General features: G+C 61.2%; 22 protein-coding genes. 7 read left to right on the top strand and 15 right to left on the bottom strand.

What is annotated here, in order from left to right; all coding sequences use genetic code 11:
* Positions 1-12: 12 nt before the first annotated feature.
* On the bottom strand, positions 13-813 hold the full coding sequence (locus WCL58_RS05910) for an alpha/beta fold hydrolase (protein ID WP_336850780.1): 801 nt from the start codon (positions 811-813) through the stop codon (positions 13-15).
* A gap of 236 nt (positions 814-1,049) precedes the next feature.
* On the opposite strand from WCL58_RS05910, the gene WCL58_RS05905 reads away from it, so the two are divergent.
* A complete protein-coding gene (locus WCL58_RS05905) occupies positions 1,050-1,805 on the top strand; it encodes a CDP-diacylglycerol diphosphatase (RefSeq protein ID WP_060440451.1) in 756 nt (251 codons plus the stop codon).
* Between the two features lie 48 nt (positions 1,806-1,853).
* Here WCL58_RS05905 and WCL58_RS05900 read toward each other — a convergent pair whose 3' ends face one another.
* The 7 genes from WCL58_RS05900 to lsrK all read right to left on the bottom strand — a co-directional run bounded on the left by WCL58_RS05900 (position 1,854) and on the right by lsrK (position 7,895).
* Positions 1,854-2,156, bottom strand: coding sequence for a hypothetical protein (locus WCL58_RS05900; protein ID WP_084826618.1), 303 nt, complete (start codon positions 2,154-2,156; stop codon positions 1,854-1,856).
* The gene (locus WCL58_RS05895) at positions 2,153-2,788 is read right to left on the bottom strand and encodes an AAA family ATPase (protein WP_038879975.1); all 636 of its coding nucleotides are present in this window, start codon (positions 2,786-2,788) and stop codon (positions 2,153-2,155) included. The genes WCL58_RS05900 and WCL58_RS05895 overlap by 4 nt, the downstream gene beginning before the upstream one ends.
* 271 nt (positions 2,789-3,059) lie before the next feature.
* The gene (yajD, locus tag WCL58_RS05890) at positions 3,060-3,401 is read right to left on the bottom strand and encodes an HNH nuclease YajD (RefSeq protein ID WP_016928619.1); all 342 of its coding nucleotides are present in this window, start codon (positions 3,399-3,401) and stop codon (positions 3,060-3,062) included.
* Positions 3,402-3,455: 54 nt separating this feature from the next.
* Positions 3,456-3,917, bottom strand: a complete 462-nt coding sequence (locus WCL58_RS05885) for a GNAT family N-acetyltransferase (RefSeq protein WP_060421064.1) — start codon at positions 3,915-3,917, stop codon at positions 3,456-3,458.
* A 53-nt stretch (positions 3,918-3,970) separates the two neighbouring features.
* Positions 3,971-4,864: a LysR family transcriptional regulator gene (locus WCL58_RS05880; protein ID WP_070914050.1), complete on the bottom strand. Its 894-nt coding sequence runs from the start codon at positions 4,862-4,864 to the stop codon at positions 3,971-3,973.
* A 59-nt stretch (positions 4,865-4,923) separates the two neighbouring features.
* The gene (locus WCL58_RS05875; protein WP_048233016.1) at positions 4,924-6,108 is read right to left on the bottom strand and encodes an MFS transporter; all 1,185 of its coding nucleotides are present in this window, start codon (positions 6,106-6,108) and stop codon (positions 4,924-4,926) included.
* A gap of 221 nt (positions 6,109-6,329) precedes the next feature.
* Positions 6,330-7,895, bottom strand: coding sequence for an autoinducer-2 kinase (gene lsrK, locus WCL58_RS05870; RefSeq protein WP_060421069.1), 1,566 nt, complete (start codon positions 7,893-7,895; stop codon positions 6,330-6,332).
* Between the two features lie 192 nt (positions 7,896-8,087).
* Between lsrK and lsrG the strand changes: the two genes are divergently transcribed.
* The 3 genes from lsrG (at position 8,088) to WCL58_RS05855 (ending at position 10,048) form a co-directional block, all read left to right on the top strand.
* The gene (gene lsrG / locus WCL58_RS05865) at positions 8,088-8,381 is read left to right on the top strand and encodes a (4S)-4-hydroxy-5-phosphonooxypentane-2,3-dione isomerase (RefSeq protein ID WP_043146917.1); all 294 of its coding nucleotides are present in this window, start codon (positions 8,088-8,090) and stop codon (positions 8,379-8,381) included.
* Between the two features lie 87 nt (positions 8,382-8,468).
* Complete coding sequence (locus WCL58_RS05860) at positions 8,469-9,374, top strand: EamA family transporter (RefSeq protein ID WP_049201041.1); 906 nt, start codon at positions 8,469-8,471, stop codon at positions 9,372-9,374.
* An 83-nt stretch (positions 9,375-9,457) separates the two neighbouring features.
* On the top strand, positions 9,458-10,048 hold the full coding sequence (locus WCL58_RS05855) for a LysE family translocator (protein WP_060440448.1): 591 nt from the start codon (positions 9,458-9,460) through the stop codon (positions 10,046-10,048).
* Here the strand turns inward: WCL58_RS05855 and WCL58_RS05850 are convergent.
* Positions 10,024-10,851, bottom strand: a complete 828-nt coding sequence (locus tag WCL58_RS05850) for a helix-turn-helix transcriptional regulator (RefSeq protein WP_336850718.1) — start codon at positions 10,849-10,851, stop codon at positions 10,024-10,026. The genes WCL58_RS05855 and WCL58_RS05850 overlap by 25 nt on opposite strands.
* A gap of 69 nt (positions 10,852-10,920) precedes the next feature.
* Between WCL58_RS05850 and WCL58_RS05845 the strand changes: the two genes are divergently transcribed.
* Positions 10,921-11,139, top strand: coding sequence for a DUF7661 family protein (locus WCL58_RS05845; protein WP_038879994.1), 219 nt, complete (start codon positions 10,921-10,923; stop codon positions 11,137-11,139).
* A gap of 9 nt (positions 11,140-11,148) precedes the next feature.
* On the opposite strand, the gene WCL58_RS05840 is transcribed toward WCL58_RS05845, so the two are convergent.
* The 5 genes from WCL58_RS05840 to WCL58_RS05820 all read right to left on the bottom strand — a co-directional run bounded on the left by WCL58_RS05840 (position 11,149) and on the right by WCL58_RS05820 (position 15,420).
* The gene (locus WCL58_RS05840; protein ID WP_336850717.1) at positions 11,149-11,997 is read right to left on the bottom strand and encodes a PA4780 family RIO1-like protein kinase; all 849 of its coding nucleotides are present in this window, start codon (positions 11,995-11,997) and stop codon (positions 11,149-11,151) included.
* A 120-nt stretch (positions 11,998-12,117) separates the two neighbouring features.
* Complete coding sequence (amyA, locus tag WCL58_RS05835) at positions 12,118-13,608, bottom strand: alpha-amylase (RefSeq protein ID WP_336850715.1); 1,491 nt, start codon at positions 13,606-13,608, stop codon at positions 12,118-12,120.
* Positions 13,609-13,720: 112 nt separating this feature from the next.
* The gene (locus WCL58_RS05830; RefSeq protein WP_060421088.1) at positions 13,721-14,377 is read right to left on the bottom strand and encodes a DUF799 domain-containing protein; all 657 of its coding nucleotides are present in this window, start codon (positions 14,375-14,377) and stop codon (positions 13,721-13,723) included.
* Positions 14,374-14,730, bottom strand: coding sequence for a DUF4810 domain-containing protein (locus tag WCL58_RS05825; protein WP_060421091.1), 357 nt, complete (start codon positions 14,728-14,730; stop codon positions 14,374-14,376). The genes WCL58_RS05830 and WCL58_RS05825 overlap by 4 nt, the downstream gene beginning before the upstream one ends.
* Before the next feature lie 18 nt (positions 14,731-14,748).
* The gene (locus tag WCL58_RS05820; RefSeq protein WP_004939528.1) at positions 14,749-15,420 is read right to left on the bottom strand and encodes a CsgG/HfaB family protein; all 672 of its coding nucleotides are present in this window, start codon (positions 15,418-15,420) and stop codon (positions 14,749-14,751) included.
* Positions 15,421-15,901: 481 nt separating this feature from the next.
* Here WCL58_RS05820 and WCL58_RS05815 point away from each other — a divergent pair, with 481 nt between their 5' ends.
* Together WCL58_RS05815 and WCL58_RS05810 are read left to right on the top strand one after the other, a co-directional pair.
* Complete coding sequence (locus WCL58_RS05815) at positions 15,902-16,807, top strand: bifunctional helix-turn-helix transcriptional regulator/GNAT family N-acetyltransferase (RefSeq protein ID WP_080347957.1); 906 nt, start codon at positions 15,902-15,904, stop codon at positions 16,805-16,807.
* Positions 16,808-16,891: 84 nt separating this feature from the next.
* Positions 16,892-18,190: an SLC13 family permease gene (locus tag WCL58_RS05810; protein WP_336850714.1), complete on the top strand. Its 1,299-nt coding sequence runs from the start codon at positions 16,892-16,894 to the stop codon at positions 18,188-18,190.
* Between the two features lie 77 nt (positions 18,191-18,267).
* On the opposite strand, the gene bhsA is transcribed toward WCL58_RS05810, so the two are convergent.
* Complete coding sequence (gene bhsA, locus WCL58_RS05805; protein WP_004939517.1) at positions 18,268-18,525, bottom strand: multiple stress resistance protein BhsA; 258 nt, start codon at positions 18,523-18,525, stop codon at positions 18,268-18,270.
* Positions 18,526-18,636 lie beyond the last annotated feature (111 nt).

The following is an 18,636-nucleotide window of genomic DNA, read 5'->3' as shown; positions in this document are numbered from 1 at the left end:
GCCCGGGGAATCTTACCAGAACAGCGGGGTGGTGTTTTCAGCCAGAAACGCCAGCAGGGTTTCGTTGACCGCCGCCGGGTTTTCCTTGTTGCTGATATGCCCGGCGTTGGGGATCAGCACGTGACGACAGCCGAGAAGATCGGCCATGCGCTGGCCTTCCGCCGGCGGGCGCGGTTTATCCTGCGCGCCGGTGATGACGATGCTGGCGGCGGTGATGTTTTTCAGCAGCGGCAGCTTGTCGGGGCGACCGAAGATCATCCGGCCCAGCGGGACGACGCTCTCGCGCAGGCGATCGGCGGGCAGGCTCTGCAGATGGGCCAGCAATGGCTGCGACAACGCATCGGGTACTTCGTCGGAATAAAACTGCGCGGCGATGTATTCCAGCAGCGGTGAAGTGATGGCGCCGGCCTGTTCAACGGCTGCCAGCATGCCCATATAGCGCTGCCGCGCCTCCGGCGTTTCGTCGCCCAGATAGCTGTCCAGCAGCGCCAGCACCTTGACCCGCTCCGGCGCCAGCGCCGCCAGTTCGGCGCCCCACATGCCGCCGACGGACAGGCCGACGATGCCGAACTCTTCAATATCCAAATGATCCATCAGCGCCAAATGATCGGCGGCGATATCCGACAGGCTGTTTCGCCCGGCCGGCAGCGCCGGTGAGTCGCCGTGGCCCCAGAGATCCGGCACGATCAGGCGGTAGCGTTTCGCCAGCGCTTCGAACTGCGGTGCCCACATGTTCAGATCGAACAGATAGCTGTGGCCCAGCAGCAACGGAAAGCCTGAGCCCACGTCGAGATAATGCAGGGATTTGCCCATCGTTGGCATCTTATCGGTTCCTTATATAAAGAGAGTCCGGCTGCTTATATCACACTCATATTCAACCTGCGGTATTAATTTACCTTAAATTACTTAGGTAAACCCTTATTTTTAATTTCTCTTGATAACAAGACGTCAATGAAAGGTGACGTTAAGGATAATATTCTGGTGACGATAAGAGCCTTGGTTTATGCTGGCGCTCCTTTCAAGATGGAATAGGTAAACAGGGAGTCACGATGAAAAGACTTTTCAGACTATTAATTATTTTGCTTGTCATTTTGCTGCTGGCGGCGGTGCTGTGGTGGTTCTTCGGGCGTGGTAATCCGAATGCGCTGTGGCAAATCGTCAGCCAACAGTGCGTGCCTAATCAGCAGCAGAACAACGATCCGGCGCCCTGCTTAAAGGTTGATTTAACCGAGGGTTATGTGCTGTTTAAGGACAGCAAAGGCCCCTATCACGATCTGGTGATGCCAACCGAAAAAGTCAGCGGCATCGAGAGCCCGGCATTGCAGACGGAGCACGCGCCGCCTTATTTCGCCCAGGCCTGGAATAACCGGGAACATATATCCGGCGAGCTGGGTAAACCGTTAAAAGATGCGTGGCTTTCTCTGGCGGTCAATTCGAAATATGGCCGCTCTCAGAATCAGCTGCATATTCACGTTGCCTGCCTGCGTCAGGATGTCTATAACGCGCTGGGGCAGCAGGCGGAACAATTAGATCAACAGTGGCGCCCGCTGGCGGTGAAATTGGTCGGCCACCAATATCTGGCCAGAAAATTGGCGGGCACCGATTTAACCCAGGAAGATCCTTTCCGGTTATTGCAGAACTATGTGGTCGAGCAGGGCGACAGCATCGGCAATTATGGCCTGGCGCTGGCGGTCAGCCCACAGGGCGAGATGCTGCTGTTGGCGAACCGTTTGAAGTTGACCGACCTGAACCTGGGCTCAGCCGGCGAAATTCAGGACTACCAATGTGCGGTGGCGGGGAACTGAAGGTGATGACAACCCGCCGGCTGTGGCTCGCCGGCGGCTGTAGTGCGTTCAAAGCTTCTTCAGCAGTTCCAGCAGCTGCGCTTCGCTTTTCTCCGCTAGCCCGTCGATGGCCAGCTTGATGATGTCGGAGCGGGTGATACGCACGATGCCGCTGCGCGCCGCCTGCACGATCACTTCATCGATGGCTTCAATGTGGTTGTCCGTCAGGCTGACGGAGATCGCCTTGTAGGTGCGCTTGCGGCCGGCCGGTTTGGCTTCCGGCGCGGGCGCCGTGACCGGCAGCGTGTGCGAGGTGGCGCTGTTGATGAATTCGTCTTCCGACATGCGGTGGGTGGGGGTGCGTTTCTTCACAGGATCACCTCTTTCACCAGGCATTCAATTTCGCTCTGCGCCTTTTCGTTGTTCGCCTCATGCACGGTGATGGCTTCGCCCCAGGCGTCGCGGTAAATCTTGCGGTCGCACAGGCGGTGGCTCACCAGCGTGAACTCCGGGTATTCGCTCAGCACCTGCGCCGCTTCGTTGGCTTCATTGATGAAGATATTGGTCGGGCACATGTTCAGCACGATGTAGCCTTTGACCTTCTCGTTGTATTCCTGCGCGGTGGAGAACATCTCCGACAGATAGCCGACGGTGTCGAGATCCATCTGCGAAGGGCGCAGCGGCGAGAGGAACAGATCGGCGGCCAGCAGACCGGAGCGCAGCTCGGCGCTGTCGCGGCCGGCGGTGTCGACGATCACGTAGTCGTAATGGCGATCCAGCTCCAGCAGCGTTTCCTTGATTTTGCCCGACGCGGCCACCACCGGAATGTGCGGCAACCCTTCGACGTTCTGGCGGTCGTTGTACCAGGTCATGATCGATTTCTGGTCGTCGGCATCGACGATGATCGCCGTCTTGCCTTGCTTAAGAATCAGATACCCGGCGATATTCACCGCTTTCGTCGATTTGCCGACGCCGCCTTTTTGCGAGCCAATCAGGACAATCATGCTGCCATCTCTCAAGTTATTAAGCTGATAACTTATTAAGTTAATGTGCTTATTAGGTTGATAATCAAACAGGTTAACAAGAACAACTCGCGAACAATATGCACCAACTGCGGCGGCTTGCCAAGCCAGTATGTCGTTAACTGTGCGGCTTATTTTGCGCTGGAGGGCCCGGATGGGTAAGTAGGAATTCTCTGGGAAGTGGCGATGCGGAGGCGGGTTTTGTTAATTTAACAGCTTAATAAGTTAGTGGCCCATTAAGCTGTTGTCGACATTATTTCTTCATCATCGCCTTCAGGTTGGCGAATGGGTTGTGGGTGGCGACGCCGACATCTTTCTGCGCGTCTTCACCGGCCACCACCGTCGAACCGTATTGATCGGCTTCGGTGTATTTCGAGTGCTCGTGGTCGTGGCAATACAGGCACAGCATTTCCCAGTTGCTGCCGTCTTCGGGGTTGTTGCTGTGATCGTGATCGATGTGGTGCACCGTCAGTTCGCGCAGGTTGGAATAAACGAATTCGCGCGAGCAGCGCCCGCACACCCAGGGGAACAGTTTCAGCGCTTTTTCGCGGTAGCCGGTTTCCAGCTTCGCATAGTTTTTGGGGATATAGGCCATGGTGGTCGTCCGTCGTGAATCACTATGCGGCAAATAATACCACACTGCGTGCGGCTACAACGTGCGGCTCATCACCGTGACGGCTTCGCCGGCGATCTGGCGTTGCTCCAGCGAGCGCCAGCCGAGTTTCTGATACAGCGCCTGCTGATCGGGCGTGTACAAATAGAGTTCGTCTATGCCCTGGGTCCGGCCGTGTTCGACGCAGCGTGCAATCAGGCGACGGGCAATGCCTTGGCCGCGGTGCTGCGGGTGAGTGAAGACTTCGCTCAGCCAGTATTGGCGCTCCGGTTTATCCGCCAGTTCATACAACGTCAGGCTGGCGGTACCGAGAATCTGTTGCTGCGGCGACAGCGCCAACAGCACGACGCCCCGCTGCCCGGGCGCGCAGCGTTCGGCCAGACGCTGGCTGATGGTGTCGCGGCTGCTCCATTGCGCAAAGGCGCCCCATTCCTGATGCAGTAACTCGGCCAGTTCGTCAATACGCCGGCGATGTGCCGGCAGAGGTTCGATACGCATGGTGCGACCATTTCGTTGCCCGGAAGATAAGCCACTATAGCCGGCGAGAGCGGTTAATGAAACGTCTCCACCGCCCAGTCGATAAACGCCCGCAGCTTGCCGCTGAGGTGGCGGTTGGACGGGTAGACCACGTACATCTGCTCCGGCGGCGGCTGCCAGTCGTGCAGCAGGCTGACCAGCTCACCGCTGTCGAGGTGCGGCTGCGCCATAAAGCGATAGGTCTGGATGATGCCCAACCCGGCCAGGCTCGCCGCCAGCAGCGCGTTGCCTTCGTTGATGCTGACCGGATAGCGTTGCTGGATGGCGATCTCTTTGCCGCGCTCGACATAGCGTTGCGGATGGATGCGGTCGTTGACCGGATGGCGATAGTGCACCATCGGGAAACCCTGCTCCAGATCGCACGGGTGGCGCGGCGTGCCGTGGCGCGCCAGGTAGGCCGGGGTGGCGCAGCTCACCCAGTCCAGATCGAACAGGCGGCGGGCGATCAGGCTGGAATCGGCCAGCGGGCCGCTGCGGATCACGCAGTCGGTGCTGTCGCTAATGAGATCGATAACGCGGTCGCCGACGCTCAGATCGATCTGTATCTGCGGGTAGCGCGCCAGAAAATCGGGCAGGGCGGGCAACAGCAGCCGGCGCGCGGTGCCGCCGCCGGTGTCGATGCGCAGCACGCCTTGCGGAGAGCTTTGCGATTCGGTCAGGCAGCCTTCCATCTGCTCCAAATCCGCTAGCCATTTCACCGTATTCTGGTAATAGCATTCGCCTTCGCGGGTGACCGACACGCTGCGGGTGGTGCGCTGAAACAGCTTGGTCTGCAGGTGATCTTCCAGGCTCTGGATCAGCTTGGTCACCGTGGCTTTCGGCATGCCTAGCGAATCGGCGGCGCGGGTAAAGCCGCCGGTTTCCACCACGCGGTTAAACACCCGGATGGCGAGTAGATGATGGTCCATAGGCTCTCAGCGCAACGCCCCGGCGGCGGCCGGGGCGCGTTTCTGCGGATAAATAAGGATTAACACTGTTTAGCGCCTATCACGCCGGAGCGCAAGCTGAGGCCGAACACCAACGCGGCGGAGAGGATCAGTGCGCCGCCGAACAGCATGGCGCTGCTGACGCCCTGCCAGTCCACCACCTCGCCGCCCAGCAGTGCGCCGGAGGCCAGCGCGATCTGCACCACGCATACCAGCAGCGCCTGGCCGGCTTCCGGCGCCTGCGGCACCGCGGCGAACATCCAGTTGGTGGCGCATACCGGCACCGCGCCGAAGGCCAGTCCCCAGACCATCACCATCAGCGTGGCGCCGCCAAGGCCGCTGAGCAGCGGCGAGACGATGAGGATGGCTGCCAGCATGGCGGCGATCAGGATGAAGGTGGCGCGCAGGCTGTATTCCCCCAGACGCTCGCCGAGGAAGGTGCCCAGCAGGCCGATGGCGCCATAGGCCAACAGCTGCAGCGAGATTGCCGACGGGCTGAGGACGAACACCTGTTGCAGCAGGGGCCGCAGATAGGTGTAGGCGGCGAAGTGGCCGATGAACAACAGCACGATGGCGATCAGGCCGATGCGCGCCATCGGCAGGCGCAGCGGCAGCACCAGATCGCGCGGCGTGACCGGCCGGGAAGGCGGCACCGAGGTCAGCAAACGCAGCTGCGCCAGCAGTACGCCGACCGCCAATGCCGCACCGCCGAAGAAGGCGGCGCGCCAGCCGAACAGATCGCCGATCAGCGCCCCCGCCGGCACGCCGCACACCGCACCGACCGAGATGCCGCTGAGGATCAGCGCGGTGGCGCGGCCCTGGCTGGCTTCCGGCACCAGATGGCGGCCGTAGTTGGCGGCGAACGACCAGAAGCCGCCGACGCAGATGCCCAGCAGCACGCGGCCCAGCAGCATCATCGGGAAGTTGACGGCCAGCGCCGCCACCAGGTTGGAGACGATCAGCAGCAGCGACAGCCCCAGCATCAGTAAACGCCGGTCCAGGCGGCCGGAAATCAGGCTTAATGCGGGGGCAGCTACCGCCGCCACGATGCCGGGCATGGTGACCATCAGCCCGGCGGTGCCGGTGCTGACGCCGAGCGAAGGGGCGATGTTGGTCAGCAGGCCGATTGGCAGAAACTCGGTGGTGACCATGACAAAACAGGCGACCGTCAGCGAGAAGATCGCCGGCCACGGGGATGATGCAGGTTTATCTTTATTATTCAGCATAATGCCGCTCGTCTTGGGTGAATGCGCAGGCCGCGCTCGGGGCGCGGTGTGACCGAAGTCACAATCTACGGCAGGCCGAAGCCGCGGATAAATCCGTTTGCGGTGGTTACACTGTTTCTGAGGGGAAACAATCGCCGGCGGCGAGTGAAAACGCGGCTTGCGCCGCGCTGAGGGGAAAGGAATAAAACGGCATAAGGTTATGACCGAATGCCGCGTGGCGTTTACAGCCCCGGCGCTTTCCACAGCGAAGTGGTCAGGCCGTTATCCACCAGCGTCAGCTGATCGGCGTAAACCTGCCGCCAGGTTTCTTTCTGTTCCTGATACAGCGCGTGGTGGGTCATGTCCGGCTGATGCTCGCGCTCCCAACGCACCAGGCGCTCGCCGGTTTCGGCCAGCGACTCGTACAGCCCGGCGCCGACGCCGGCGGCGATCGCGCAGCCCAGCGCGGTGGCCTCTTTCACCACCGGCACCCGCACCGTCAACCCGGTGACGTCGCTGAGGATCTGGCTCCACAGCTTGCCCTTGGCCCCGCCGCCGGCGAACACCAGCGAGCGCGCCTGCACGCCGGAGAAGGCGGCGATCTGCTCCAGGTTGCAGGCGGAGACGATGGCGGCGTTCTCCTCCAGCGCGCGGAACAGCGTCTGTTTGTTGCAGCGCTCCGGGTCGATCGACATATTGATGAACGACGGTGCCGCGTGGTACCAGGTTTTGAAATGCATGGCGTCGGAAAAGATCGGCATCACGCCGTAGGCGCCCGGCGGCACCCTGGCCGCCATCTCTTCCAGCAGGCTGTAGGCATCGACCCCCAGCCGCTCCGCCAGCAATTTTTCCTCCGCGCAGAAGGCGTCGCGGAACCAGCGCATGGTCAGGCCGGTAAAGAAGCTGATGGATTCCGCCTGCGCCATGCCGGGAATGACGTGGGGGTTGATGCGGATGTTCATCTCCGGATCGATGGCCGGCTCCGGCAGATTGACGATCTGCTGCCAGAAGGTGCCGCCGAGCACCGCCGTCTGCCCGGCGCGCACGATGCCGAGCCCCAGGCTGCCGAGCTGCACGTCGCCGCCGCCCATCACCACCGGGGTGCCGCGCAGCAGCCCGCTCTCCTGCGCCGCCTGTTCGGTGACGCGCCCCAGCACGCTGCCGGTCTCTTTCACCGGCGACAGAATATCGGCGCGCAGCCCGGCCATGTCGAGCAGCGCCGGGCGCCAGTCGCGGCTGGTCAGATCCAGCATGCCGGTGGTGCCGGCGTTGGAAGGATCGACCGCCAGCTCGCCGCTCAGCATGTTGGCCAGCCAGTCGCTGATCATGGTCAGCGTCGCCGCTTGGCGGTAGATGTCCGGCCGATGGTGCGCCAGCCACAGCAGGCGCGGCATGGCGCTCAGCGCCAGCGTCTGGCCGGAGTATTGATACACTTCGCGTTCGAAGCCGTGGTTGTGCAGCTCTTTCAGCTCGCTGACTTCGCGGCTGGCGCGCGCATCGACGTTGGCGCAGGCCCAGATCGGCACGCCGTTGCGGTCGTACAGCACGATGCCTTCACGCATCGAACAGCAGGCCACCGCGCGTATCGCCTGCGCCGTCAGCCCGGCGCGCTGCAAGGCCTGGCGAATGCACTGGCAGGCCAGCTGCCAGTTGCGGCTGAGGTCGAACTCCATCGAGCCGGGCACGCCCGGCACCGCCAGGTGTTGCCACTCCGCCTGGCCATGCGCGATCTGGTTGCCCGCCACATCGAAGATCACCGCGCGAATGCTGCCCGTTCCTGCGTCCAGCGCCATCAAGTAGTTGTCCATAGCCTATGCTCTCAGGGGGAGGAGTGTTAACTATAGATGCCGCCGCCTTACCCCGCCGGGGGAGGAGTGGGCGTCGCCGCTGCGATTTGTGAGCCAGGCGGCAAAATTGCCGTTGCGGCGGGCAATCGACGGGAATAAACCTATGGTTGGAAAGAGTCATTTTGCGGTACGCCGTTTAAACAAGGAGTTGCCATGCACGTCACATTGGTTGAGATCAACGTTAAACAAGACAAAATCGACGAATTTATCGATGTTTTCCGCGCCAATCATCGGGGGGCAATCGAAGAGCCGGGCAACCTGCGCTTCGACGTGCTGCAGGACGAACAGATTCCGACGCGGTTTTACATCTACGAAGCCTATCGCGACGAGCAGGCGGTGGCGGCGCACAAGCAGACCCCGCACTACCTGCAGTGCGTGGAGAAGCTGGAAGCGCTGATGACCGGCCCGCGCAAGAAGACCACCTTTATCGGCCTGATGCCGGAATAATCGCCGGCGTTTGCCGGTGTCCATGCGCCCGGTTTGGTTGTAACCTGCAAGCTAAAGCGAATTTTCAATGGGATAAGCGGGGCGAGGATGACATTGCGCGATCGGCTGTTGGCGCTGTTGGTGGTGGTGATCTGGGGCGTGAATTTCGTCGTGATCAAGTTCGGTTTACAGGGCATGCCGCCGTTTCTGCTGGCCGGAATGCGTTTCTTGCTGGTGGCGTTGCCGGCGATCTTCTTTATCCCGCGCCCGACGATCCCGTGGAAATGGCTGCTGCTGTACGGCATGACCATGAGCTTCGCGCAGTTTGCGTTTCTGTTCGTCGCTATCAAGGTGGGGATGCCGGCGGGGCTGGCTTCGCTGGTGCTGCAGGCGCAGGTGTTCTTCACCCTGCTGTTGGGTGTCGTGCTGATGGGCGAAAAGCTGCGCGTTAACCATTTCGTCGGCATCGCTATCGCCAGCGGCGGCATGCTGGTGCTGGCGCAGGCCAGCCTGCATAAGCCGGGCAGCGGCGCGGTCCCCCTGGCGGGCCTGCTGCTGACGCTGGCGGCGGCGTTTTCCTGGGCGCTGGGCAACCTGACCAACAAGAAGATCCTGGCCGGTTTCCCGCAGCGTAATATTTTATCGCTGGTGGTGTGGAGCGCGCCGATCCCGGTCGTGCCGTTCCTGGCCTGCAGCTGGCTGTTCGACGGCCCGCAGGCGGTGCTGAGCAGCCTGAGCCATGTGCAGGTCGGCACCTGGTTGGCGGTTGCCTATCTGGCGTTCGCCGCCACGCTGTTCGGTTATTCGGTGTGGGGCAGCCTGCTGGGGCGCTATGAAACCTGGCGGGTTGCGCCGCTGACGCTGCTGGTGCCGCTGGTCGGGCTGTTCGCCGCCTGGCTGCTGCTGGATGAAGCGCTGTCGCCGGCGCAGTTCGGCGGCGCATTGCTGGTGCTGGCCGGCATGGCGGTCAACACCTTCGGGCTGCCGCGCCGCCGGGCGGCGATCGCGCGTTAAACCGAACAGGGCAATTCTGTTCAATACGTTGTCGGCAGCGGTCGGCATTCTGGCGCCTGTGAATACTTTCTCAGGTGCCCATCATGAATATCTACCTTTCCATGGCCGCGTTTGCGCTGGCGGCCTCCATCACCCCCGGCCCGGTCAACATCGTCGCCTTGAGCGCCGGGGCGCAATTCGGCTTTGGCGCGACCCAGCGTCACGTGTTCGGCGCCACGCTGGGGTTTACCCTGTTGCTGGTGCTGCTGGGATTGGGCATGCACCAGCTGCTGACCCTGTGGCCGGCGCTGACCCGTTTGATTCAGTGGGCCGGCGTGGCCTTCCTGCTGTTTATGGCCTACCGGCTGGCGTTTGACGACGGCAGATTGGGCAACGGCGCGGCGCGGGCGCCTTCCTGGCGCTACGGCGCACTGATGCAATGGCTGAATCCCAAGGCGTGGCTGGCGTCGGTGGCCAGCCTTGGCGCTTTTGTCGGCGACGGCGACATCCGGCTGCTGTGGCAGTTCGCCGGGCTCTACTTCGTGATTTGCTATGCCTCGGTGGCCTGCTGGGCCTATGTCGGCGCGATGCTGCGCGGCCTGCTCAGGCAGGCGCGCAACGTGCGGCGTTTCAACCGCGCGATGGCGCTGCTGTTGGCGGCCAGCGCCTGCTATCTGCTGGCGGAGGGTTTTTGATACTGCCCCGGCGTGGCGGCCAGCAGCTGCTTGAAGGTGCGCTGGAAGTGCGCCTGATCGGCAAAGCCGCTTTCGCTGGCGGCCGCAGCGATCGGCAGGCCGCTCTTCAACAGCCGATGGCCGTGCTGCACGCGGCGGTTGACCAGATAGGCGTGCGGCGTCATGCCGTAGCGCTGGCGGAAGGCGCGGATCAGGTAAGAAGGGGACAGCGCGGCGGCGCGGCAAATGTCGTCCAGCGTCAGCGGCCGGGTGCAGTGCGCGTCGATAAACGCCGCCGCCGCTTCCAGTCGGGTATGCGCCGGTGTCTCCGGCTGGCGGACATCGCCCAGCCCGAGCTGCAGGGCGCTGAAATACTCCACCATGGCGATCTGTTTTTCCAGCGCGCAGCACAGCGGATCCGTCAGCAGCGCATAAAGCCGGTTCAGGCCGTGGAACAGCGCCGGATCGCGGCTGAGCGGCTGGCTGAACGGAACAAAACGGTCACCGTCGCCGCCGAGCAGCTCCTGCTGCAGCGCGCCGAGCCAGGCGAGATCGAGATAGAACATGATGTACGACCAACGGCGATCGGCGATGGGGTTGCAGGCATGCGCCTGCTGCGGGTTGATGACAACCAGATCGCCGGCGCTGACCTGCATGCGCCGCTCGCCGTTGACATAGGTGCTGACGCCGCCGGTGATGGCGCCGATGGAAAAGAATTCGTGGCTGTGGAGGCTGTAGCACACCTGGCGGCCATCCTCGATGGCGCGGGCTTCGACGAACGGCAACTGCGGATCGCGCCAGAACTGCGGCGTTTTTTCACTCATACGCTTTCCTTTTCACTGCGGCGGCATCACAGTGTTATAGCCTGAAAGCGACGAGGGGGGGAATGGCGGATGATGATTTTTAACGTGTTCGGCCGTCTGCTGGGCGTGAAGCGCATCGGGGACGAATGGCGGCTGTTCCGCGTGACGCTGCCGGAGCGCAAATATGCCCCCAGCTACGATATCGTGCTGCCGGCCGATCTGCGCGAAGAGGAGATCGCCGGCTATCTGGGGGATATCTATCACGAGGCGGCGACGCCACAGCGGCCGGACGTGTTTCGCGTCGAATAGCGCGGCGCGTCACTCTTCCGCGTTGCGCGCCATCATGCGCCGTTGATGTTCCTCGCCGGCGGCCTGGATTTCTTCCAGCACCGAGCCGACGTCGGCACGTTTCAGGATTTCGCTGAACCGGCCGCTGAGGACGCTGTCCGGCGTCAGGTTGCCTTCCTGATACAGCGCCCAAATCTCTTTGGCGTATTGGCTGTCGCGCAGCTCCGGCGCGAACTGGCCGTAATACTCGGCCAGATTGCCGATATCGCGCTCGAACATGCTTTTGGCGTGGTTGTTGGCGGCGGCGTCCACCACCTGCGGCAGATCGATGATCACTGGCCCGTCTTTATCCATCAGTACGTTGAATTCCGACAGGTCACCGTGCACCAGCCCGGCGCACAGCATGCGCACCGCGTAGTTCATCATCAGGGCGTGATCGGCGCGCGCCTGTTCCGGCGTCAGGATGACATCGCTCAGGCGTGGCGCCACCAGGCCTTCTTCGTCGGTGATCAGCTCCATCAGCAGCACGCCGTCCAGGCAGATGTCCGGCTGCGGCACCCGCACCCCGGCCTTGGCCAGCAGATACAGCGCGTCCACTTCGGTGTTTTGCCAGGCTTCTTCCTGCTGCTGACGGCCGAATTTGGAGCCTTTGCTCATGGCGCGCGCGTCGCGGCTGTTGCGCACCTTGCGTCCTTCCTGATAGTGAACGGCCTCCTTGAAGTTGCGCTTCTCGGCCTCTTTGTACACTTTGGCGCAGCGGATCTCATCGCCGCAGCGCACGATAAACACGTCGGCTTCTTTGCCGCTTTTCAACCGGCGGATGACGTCGTCGATTAACCCGTCATCAACCAGCGGCTGGAGTCGTTTTGGAATTTTCATGCAGCCTTGTACCCTATTTAGGCTCCGGTGTGAATGGCTTGCGCAGTTGATAGCGTAAGTTAGACCCGAAAGGCAAACATTAGTTTTGCCGCCGCGTCATCATTACGCGGCGGCGGGCGCTCACAGGCTGGCGGCCGGCACCCAGACGCTGACGCTGCCGGCGTTGACCGGGAAATGGGCGCTGCCCTGGTCGTCGGTGGTGATCTCCTCCTGACGGTTGCCGAGGAAATCGCGCCAGGCGGTGTGCGCCAAATCGGCGCCCAGCGCGACGGTCTTGCCGCTCTCGCCGCCGTTGGTCAGCACCACTACGCAGCCGGGGGCCTCGGCGGTGCCGGCGCGGCTGAAGGCCACGCAGTGACTGTCGTCGAAGTAGTCGGCTTGCGGGCCGTTGGCGAAACGCTGGCGGGCGGCGATCAGCTTCTCCAGCTCCGGGATCGCCGGCATGTCAATCTGGTACTCGCCGCCGTCGCGCCCCTTGTCGCGGTAGCTGGCGCCATACAGGTCGGGGTAAAACACGCAGGGCACGCCCTGTTCGCGCAGCAGGATCAGCGCGTAGGCCAGCGGTTTGAACCAGGGTTCCACCGGCGCTTCCAGCGATTGCAACGGCTGGGTGTCGTGGTTGGCGACCAGCGTTACCGCGTGGGCCGGATCGGCGGCGGTCAGGGTATCGGTGAAGATCTGCGCCATGTCGAAGCCGTCGCCCTGTTTTGACGCCTGATGAAACTTCAGGTGCAGCGCCACGTCGAACAGCATCACCTTGCCGTCCACCAGCTCGATGTATTGTTGCAGCGCACTCAGATCGTGCGACCAGTATTCGGCGACGATAAACAGGTCGCGCTGTGCGCTGCCGCGCACGTGATCCGCCCACTCTTTGAAGAACCAGGCGGGAATGTGTTTGGCGGCGTCCAGGCGGAAGCCGTCGCACGGCAGGCTTTCCAACAGCCAACGCGCCCAGTATTTGAGCTCCTCCGTCACGGCGGTATTGCGGAACTCCACGTCGGCCCCCATCAGATAGTCGTAGTTGCCTTTTTCGTCGTCGACCTGATCGTTCCAGCCGTCGTCGGCATAGTCGTTGGCGATTTTGAACACCCCTTTGTCGTCCGGCTGCTCAACGTAATCGACGCCGCTGAAGCATGTGTAATCCCAGATAAACTCGGAATGCACGCCCTGGCGGCCGGGAAAGGTGAAGCGGGTGTAGGCCAGCGCGTCGAAGCCCTGGTCGTCGATGTCGTTGCGGTTGTTGGCGTCCACTTTGAACACGTGTACCTGTTCTTTCTCGTCCGCGCCAAGCTTGTGGTTGAACACCACGTCGTAGAGTACCCCCACGCCGTGTTCGCGCAGCGTAGTGGCGGCGTGTTCGAGCGCCGCCTTGTCGCCGTATTTGGTGGCCACGCTGCCTTTCTGGTCAAATTCGCCGAGATCGAACAGATCGTAAGTATCGTAGCCGACGGAGTAGCCGCCGGAAGCGCCCTTGTAGGCAGGTGGCAGCCACAGGTCGGTAATGCCCAGTTCGGCCAGGTGCGGGGCGCGCTCGGCGGCCTCCTGCCACAGTTTGCCGCCGTCGGGGTAGTACCAGTGGAAGAATTGCAGCAGGGTGGTTTTTTTCGTCATGAGCCAGCGTCCCGGTTAGCCAGAAGGAGAGGAGCAGTTAAAGCATGGGCTACTTTTGGCAAAAGGGACAAGTTTGGTATAGGCGGCCCGAGAAGGCCGCCCGAGAGATGGCTTAACGCTGGCTGGCGTAATGAGGTGAGCGTGGGCCATAAAGAATGGCGCCGTTCTGACCTGTCGCCGATAACAGACGGGTGTTGGCGATGGCGCCAACATCAAATCCTTTGTCGCTGATGGTATCGGCGATTTGTGAAATCGCGGCGCTGATCACCATGCCCAGCAGGCCTCCGGAGTTGTTGTTGCCTTCGTTGCTGGATGCGGTGGCGGTGCCGGCCCACAGCTGTTTGCCGTTGCGCAAATCGACCAGGCGAGCGGCTACGGTAACGCGGGTTTCGCTGCTGATCACCATGTAGCTGGTGCCGTATTGCGTGACATCCAGATACAGCACGGTGTCGGCGCCGAAAATCTGGTGCAGTTTTTTCGGACTGACGGCGCGAATGTCGTTGGCGTTGGTTAGACCGTTTTGCAGGAAGGTTTCCTCCACTACAGCGACCGGCAGCACATAGTAACCGGCCTCGGCCAACGGCAGGGTGGCGCTGGCGAGTACGCTGTGGCTGGCTTTGATATCCGGCGACTGGTTAACCGGCGGCAAGACCAGAATCGACTTCGGCTTGCTCTCATGGAACGCCGCATAATCATAAGGCGTCTGCTTGGCGCAGCCGCTTAGCAACAGGGTGGCGGCAACGCCGAGTAAAGTGAGTACACGCTTCATTTAAAACTCCCCTTATCCCTGGCCATCAGGAAATTCATAAACGGTGCCGATTCCGGGAACAGCGTTTTTTCCGTGTTGAATTCACTCATTGCTTGTCCGTCGTTGCCGGTTTTGCTGTACAGCAGCCCCAGTTGCGCATGCAGACCTGGTGGTACGGCTTTATCCTTGGCGCGGGATTTCTCGACGATCTCTTTCAGCGTGGCGATCTGCTGCTCAGGGCTTTGCCCCTCCTGTTGGTAGTATTGATAGAGAGAAGTTTGGTAGCCATCCCAATTGTAAAGCGTTTTCGGCGCGGCGCAGCCGGCCAGCAGGGTCGCTGCAAACAGCGCCCCGCCCATTTTTTTAGTTATCATCTTTCTGCTTCTATTCCGTTAGTTAGCAGGGCGCCATGCGCCATTTTCGATACCGGTGACCAGGTTATTGACGGCTTCACGCACGGCCAGGTCCAGCACCTTGCCGTTAAGGGTGGAGTCGTAGCTGGCGGTGCCCCCGAAACCGATGATTTCGCGATTGGACAGTTCGTATTCACCGGCGCCCTGAGAGGAAAAGACGACTTCTGAGGTCTGTACGTTTACGACGTTCAGATTGACTTTGGCGTAAGCGACTTGTGATTTACCCCGGCCCAAGATCCCCCACAGCTGATGATCGCCGACTTCTTTACGGCCGAATTCGGTGACATCGCCGGTAATCACATAATTGGCGCCTTTCAGCGTTTGTGCCTTCCCTTTAATGCCGGCTTCAGTTTTCAGCTCTTCCATGTTGGCGCGATCCAGCACGTTGAAACGGCCAGTCTGTTGCAAATGCGTGATCAGGATAGTCTTGGACTGATTGCCCAGTCGATCGACGCCATCGGAGAAGATGCCGTTCATGTAGCTGGAGCGGTTGTCGAATTTACCGACGGCGATAGGGCTGCGTGGGCCCTGATAAGTGGTGTTGTAGGAAGCGACTTTCGGCACTTCCAAAGTGCGAGAAGATTCGGTCGCGCAGCCCGCCAGCAAGGTGACGGAAAGGGCGACGGAACAGACGGCGAGTGATTTTTTCATTGGCGTGCAATCTCTCCATGAGCATAAAACAGCGCGGGAGCAACCCGCGCCCGACGTTGATATAACGAGCGTTGTCGCCGTTATAGAAACGCCGCGATCCTGCCGTGAATATGTAACAAATTACAACAATATATCGGCATTAATGCCGCTATTAACATTGTTGTAACCCCTTGGAATGCAATGGATTAGTCTCGATTTTCTCTCTTCATTACAGTGTTTTTCACGATTGTGTATTTTTTGTCTGGGTTATTGTCTTTTTAATCTTAAATACATGGCCATTAATCCTGAAATATTTTAACTAACCAGTTTGTTGTATTGATTAATGTTACGTTTTGCATCAGCTCCTGTGTTATGCCGGGGTTCATGACGGCTTGATGATCCGTTAAGGTAGTGAAAATTAGGTAACACTATCAACCAAGTGTCATTTTTTATCGGTAGCTAATCGGGGATATCAATTGTGAACATCAGGGATTTCAGAGCATTGGCGCGCAGTTTGGTCAGAGAATTCGGCATGTTGAACAAGCAGAGCAACGGCTCGCGCTTTTCGCCGCTGCAGATCCATCTGATGATTGAAGTCAGCGAGCAGCCGCTGGGCGTCACCGAGCTGGCGGCCCGGCTTTGCATCGACAAAGCCAGCGCCAGCCGGGCGCTGCGCAGCCTGGTTGCCGCCGGTGTGATAGAAACGGTGGATCATCCGGATGACAAGCGGCACAACCTGCACCGGCTGAGTAAAAAGGGCGGCAAGGCGCTGGCCGGCATCGAGAGCGACGCCGACGGTTTTATGCAGGCGGCGCTGGCGCAGTTGGACGACGATGAGCTGGCGAGTACCACCGCGGCGATGAAAAAGATGACCGCGGCGCTGCGCAGCGCGCGCAAACAGCGCGACGCCAACCTGCGGGTGCGGCCGATTGCCGCGCGCGACGATGCGGCGATGGCGGCGATCATTCGCGATGTGTTTCGCGAGTACGGCATGGACAAGATGGAAGGCGTCAGCCTGCACGATCCGGATCTCGATCGTCTGACCGGTCTGTATCGCGACAACGGCGGCCATTACTGGGTGCTGGAGCGGGACGGGCAGGTGGTGGGGGGCGTCGGCATGGCGCCGCTGGCGGGCGAAGAGCCCGGCTATTGCGAGCTGCAAAAGCTGTTCTTCAAACCCGGCGCGCGTGGGCTGGGCATGGCGCGCTATATGGTGGTACAGGCGCTGAAGGCGGCGCGGGCGGCGGGGTATCGCTACTGCTACCTGGAAACCACCGAACAGTTGAAAGAGGCGATCGGGTTGTACTACGCGCTGGGATTCACGCTGCTGACGGAACGGCGCGGCAACACCGGCCATCACGGCTGTAACGTGTGCATGCTGAAAAATCTGAAGAACGACGATATGTGAGCGGTTTCAAGGTTAGCGCCCGCGCCTTGTGCCACCCTGTTAACCGTTTGATAACAATCACAACGTTTTATCAGGGAGGAAACTATGTTGGGGGATCCGATGGCGCTGTCCGCGCTGGTCACGCTGGTGGTCATCGCGCTGTGGGCCAGCGCCCGCTTGCCGGAGTATTTGGTCGCGCTGCTGTTCTTCGCGGCGGTGATGGTGTTGCAGCTGGCGCCCGCCGCGGTGACCTTTTCCGGTTTCGCGTCTTCCGCATTCTGGCTGGTGCTTAGCGGTTTCGTGCTGGGCACCGCCATCCGCAGTACCGGTTTGGCGGATCGCCTGGCCAACCGGCTCTTGCCGCACCTGGCCGGCTCCTGGCCCCGCCTGGTGGGCGGCGTGGTGGCGATAAGCTACGCGCTGGCGTTTGTCATGCCCTCTAACATGGGGCGCATTACGCTGCTGATGCCGATCGTCATGGCGTTGGCCGATCGCGCCGGTTTGGGGGAGGGCTCGCGCGGCCGCATCGGTTTGGCGCTGGCGGTGGGGTTCGGCACCTTCCAGCTCTCCGCCAGCATCCTGCCGGCCAACGTGCCCAATCTGGTGATGAGCGGCGCGGCGGAAAGCGCCTACGGCAGCCACTTCGCCTATCTTTCTTACCTGCTGTTGCACGCCCCGGTGCTCGGGATCGCCAAAGGCGCGCTGCTGACGCTGTGCATCTGCGGCCTGTTCCGTGCGCGGCCGCAGCCGGTGGCGGCCGAGGCGGCGCAAACCCCGCTCAGCGCCGCCGAATGGCGGCTGATCGCGCTGTTGGGCGTCACGGTGTTGCTGTGGATGACCGACAGCTGGCATGGCATCGCTCCCGCCTGGATCGGGTTGGCGGCGGCCTGCGTTTGCCTGTTGCCGCGCATCGGATTTCTCAACGGCGAGCAGTCCGCCGCCGGGGTTAACGTGCGCACCTGCATTTACGTGGCGGGGATCCTGGGGCTGACCGCGCTGGTCAGCCACTCGGGGCTTGGCGATCGGCTGGGCGGTGCGCTGCTGGCGATGATGCCGGATCTGCACGGCAAACCGTTCACCGCATTCGGTTCGCTGGTGGGGATCACCGCATTGCTGAATTTTGTGGTGACCGCCAACGGCGTGCCGGCGCTGTTTACCCCGCTGGCGCAGGCGTTGTCTGCGGGCAGCGGCCTGCCGCTGCTGACGGTGCTGATGACCCAGGTGATTGGTTACGCCACGCCGCTGCTGCCGTATCAGGCCTCGCCGATCGTGGTGGCGATGGGGATGGGCAAAGTGCCGGCGCGTGAAGGGTTGAAGCTGTGCCTGCTGTTGGCCGCGCTCAGCTTTGCGCTGCTGGTGCCGCTGGATTATCTGTGGTTCAGGCTGCTGGGGTGGATCCCGTAAACCGACCGGCGCGTTGGTGGGCAGATAAAACAAAAGGCGGCCTGAGCCGCCCTTTTGCGCGATTGCCGGTGTGGCAATTAATTGTAGATGATCGCGGTACCGTGCAGTTTGTTGTCGCCGGTGGTTGCGATGATCTGGAAGGATTTGGCGCCGGCTGCGTCGGCTTTGGCCGCCAGTTTGTTTTCCAGGCTGCTCAGGTCGGACGCACCGCTGACGGTGACGACGCCGGCTTTTTGCAGATCGGCCGGTTGAGCGTTGACCAGTTCGGCGGCGAAGCTGCCGAAGGAGACGGAAGCCAGTGCGATGGCGGCGATGGTCATTTTCAGGTTTTTCATAGTCTTATTTCCTATCTGTGTTCTTTACAATATTTGTTTGGTAAGGTCGTTAAATTAATTAACGATCGATAATTTAATGTTAGATGCCGGTTTGACAGATTGCAAGTATTT

It is taken from the genome of Serratia sp. TMDUHS_CL (genome assembly GCF_037137105.1).
GTDB lineage: Bacteria > Pseudomonadota > Gammaproteobacteria > Enterobacterales > Enterobacteriaceae > Serratia > Serratia nevei.
The sequence above is the reverse complement of the archived record's forward strand: the minus strand, read 5'-3'. Positions and strand labels throughout refer to the sequence as shown.

Coding starts and splice junctions, on each gene's coding strand:
- WCL58_RS05910 (WP_336850780.1), bottom strand. CDS start 813: ATGGGCAAATCCCTGCATTATCTCGACGTGGGCTCAGGCTTTCCGTTG.
- WCL58_RS05905 (WP_060440451.1), top strand. CDS start 1,050: ATGAAAAGACTTTTCAGACTATTAATTATTTTGCTTGTCATTTTGCTG.
- WCL58_RS05895 (WP_038879975.1), bottom strand. CDS start 2,788: ATGATTGTCCTGATTGGCTCGCAAAAAGGCGGCGTCGGCAAATCGACG.
- yajD (WP_016928619.1), bottom strand. CDS start 3,401: ATGGCCTATATCCCCAAAAACTATGCGAAGCTGGAAACCGGCTACCGC.
- WCL58_RS05885 (WP_060421064.1), bottom strand. CDS start 3,917: ATGCGTATCGAACCTCTGCCGGCACATCGCCGGCGTATTGACGAACTG.
- WCL58_RS05880 (WP_070914050.1), bottom strand. CDS start 4,864: ATGGACCATCATCTACTCGCCATCCGGGTGTTTAACCGCGTGGTGGAA.
- WCL58_RS05875 (WP_048233016.1), bottom strand. CDS start 6,108: ATGCTGAATAATAAAGATAAACCTGCATCATCCCCGTGGCCGGCGATC.
- lsrK (WP_060421069.1), bottom strand. CDS start 7,895: ATGGACAACTACTTGATGGCGCTGGACGCAGGAACGGGCAGCATTCGC.
- lsrG (WP_043146917.1), top strand. CDS start 8,088: ATGCACGTCACATTGGTTGAGATCAACGTTAAACAAGACAAAATCGAC.
- WCL58_RS05860 (WP_049201041.1), top strand. CDS start 8,469: ATGACATTGCGCGATCGGCTGTTGGCGCTGTTGGTGGTGGTGATCTGG.
- WCL58_RS05855 (WP_060440448.1), top strand. CDS start 9,458: ATGAATATCTACCTTTCCATGGCCGCGTTTGCGCTGGCGGCCTCCATC.
- WCL58_RS05850 (WP_336850718.1), bottom strand. CDS start 10,851: ATGAGTGAAAAAACGCCGCAGTTCTGGCGCGATCCGCAGTTGCCGTTC.
- WCL58_RS05845 (WP_038879994.1), top strand. CDS start 10,921: ATGATGATTTTTAACGTGTTCGGCCGTCTGCTGGGCGTGAAGCGCATC.
- WCL58_RS05840 (WP_336850717.1), bottom strand. CDS start 11,997: ATGAAAATTCCAAAACGACTCCAGCCGCTGGTTGATGACGGGTTAATC.
- amyA (WP_336850715.1), bottom strand. CDS start 13,608: ATGACGAAAAAAACCACCCTGCTGCAATTCTTCCACTGGTACTACCCC.
- WCL58_RS05830 (WP_060421088.1), bottom strand. CDS start 14,377: ATGAAGCGTGTACTCACTTTACTCGGCGTTGCCGCCACCCTGTTGCTA.
- WCL58_RS05825 (WP_060421091.1), bottom strand. CDS start 14,730: ATGATAACTAAAAAAATGGGCGGGGCGCTGTTTGCAGCGACCCTGCTG.
- WCL58_RS05820 (WP_004939528.1), bottom strand. CDS start 15,420: ATGAAAAAATCACTCGCCGTCTGTTCCGTCGCCCTTTCCGTCACCTTG.
- WCL58_RS05810 (WP_336850714.1), top strand. CDS start 16,892: ATGTTGGGGGATCCGATGGCGCTGTCCGCGCTGGTCACGCTGGTGGTC.
- bhsA (WP_004939517.1), bottom strand. CDS start 18,525: ATGAAAAACCTGAAAATGACCATCGCCGCCATCGCACTGGCTTCCGTC.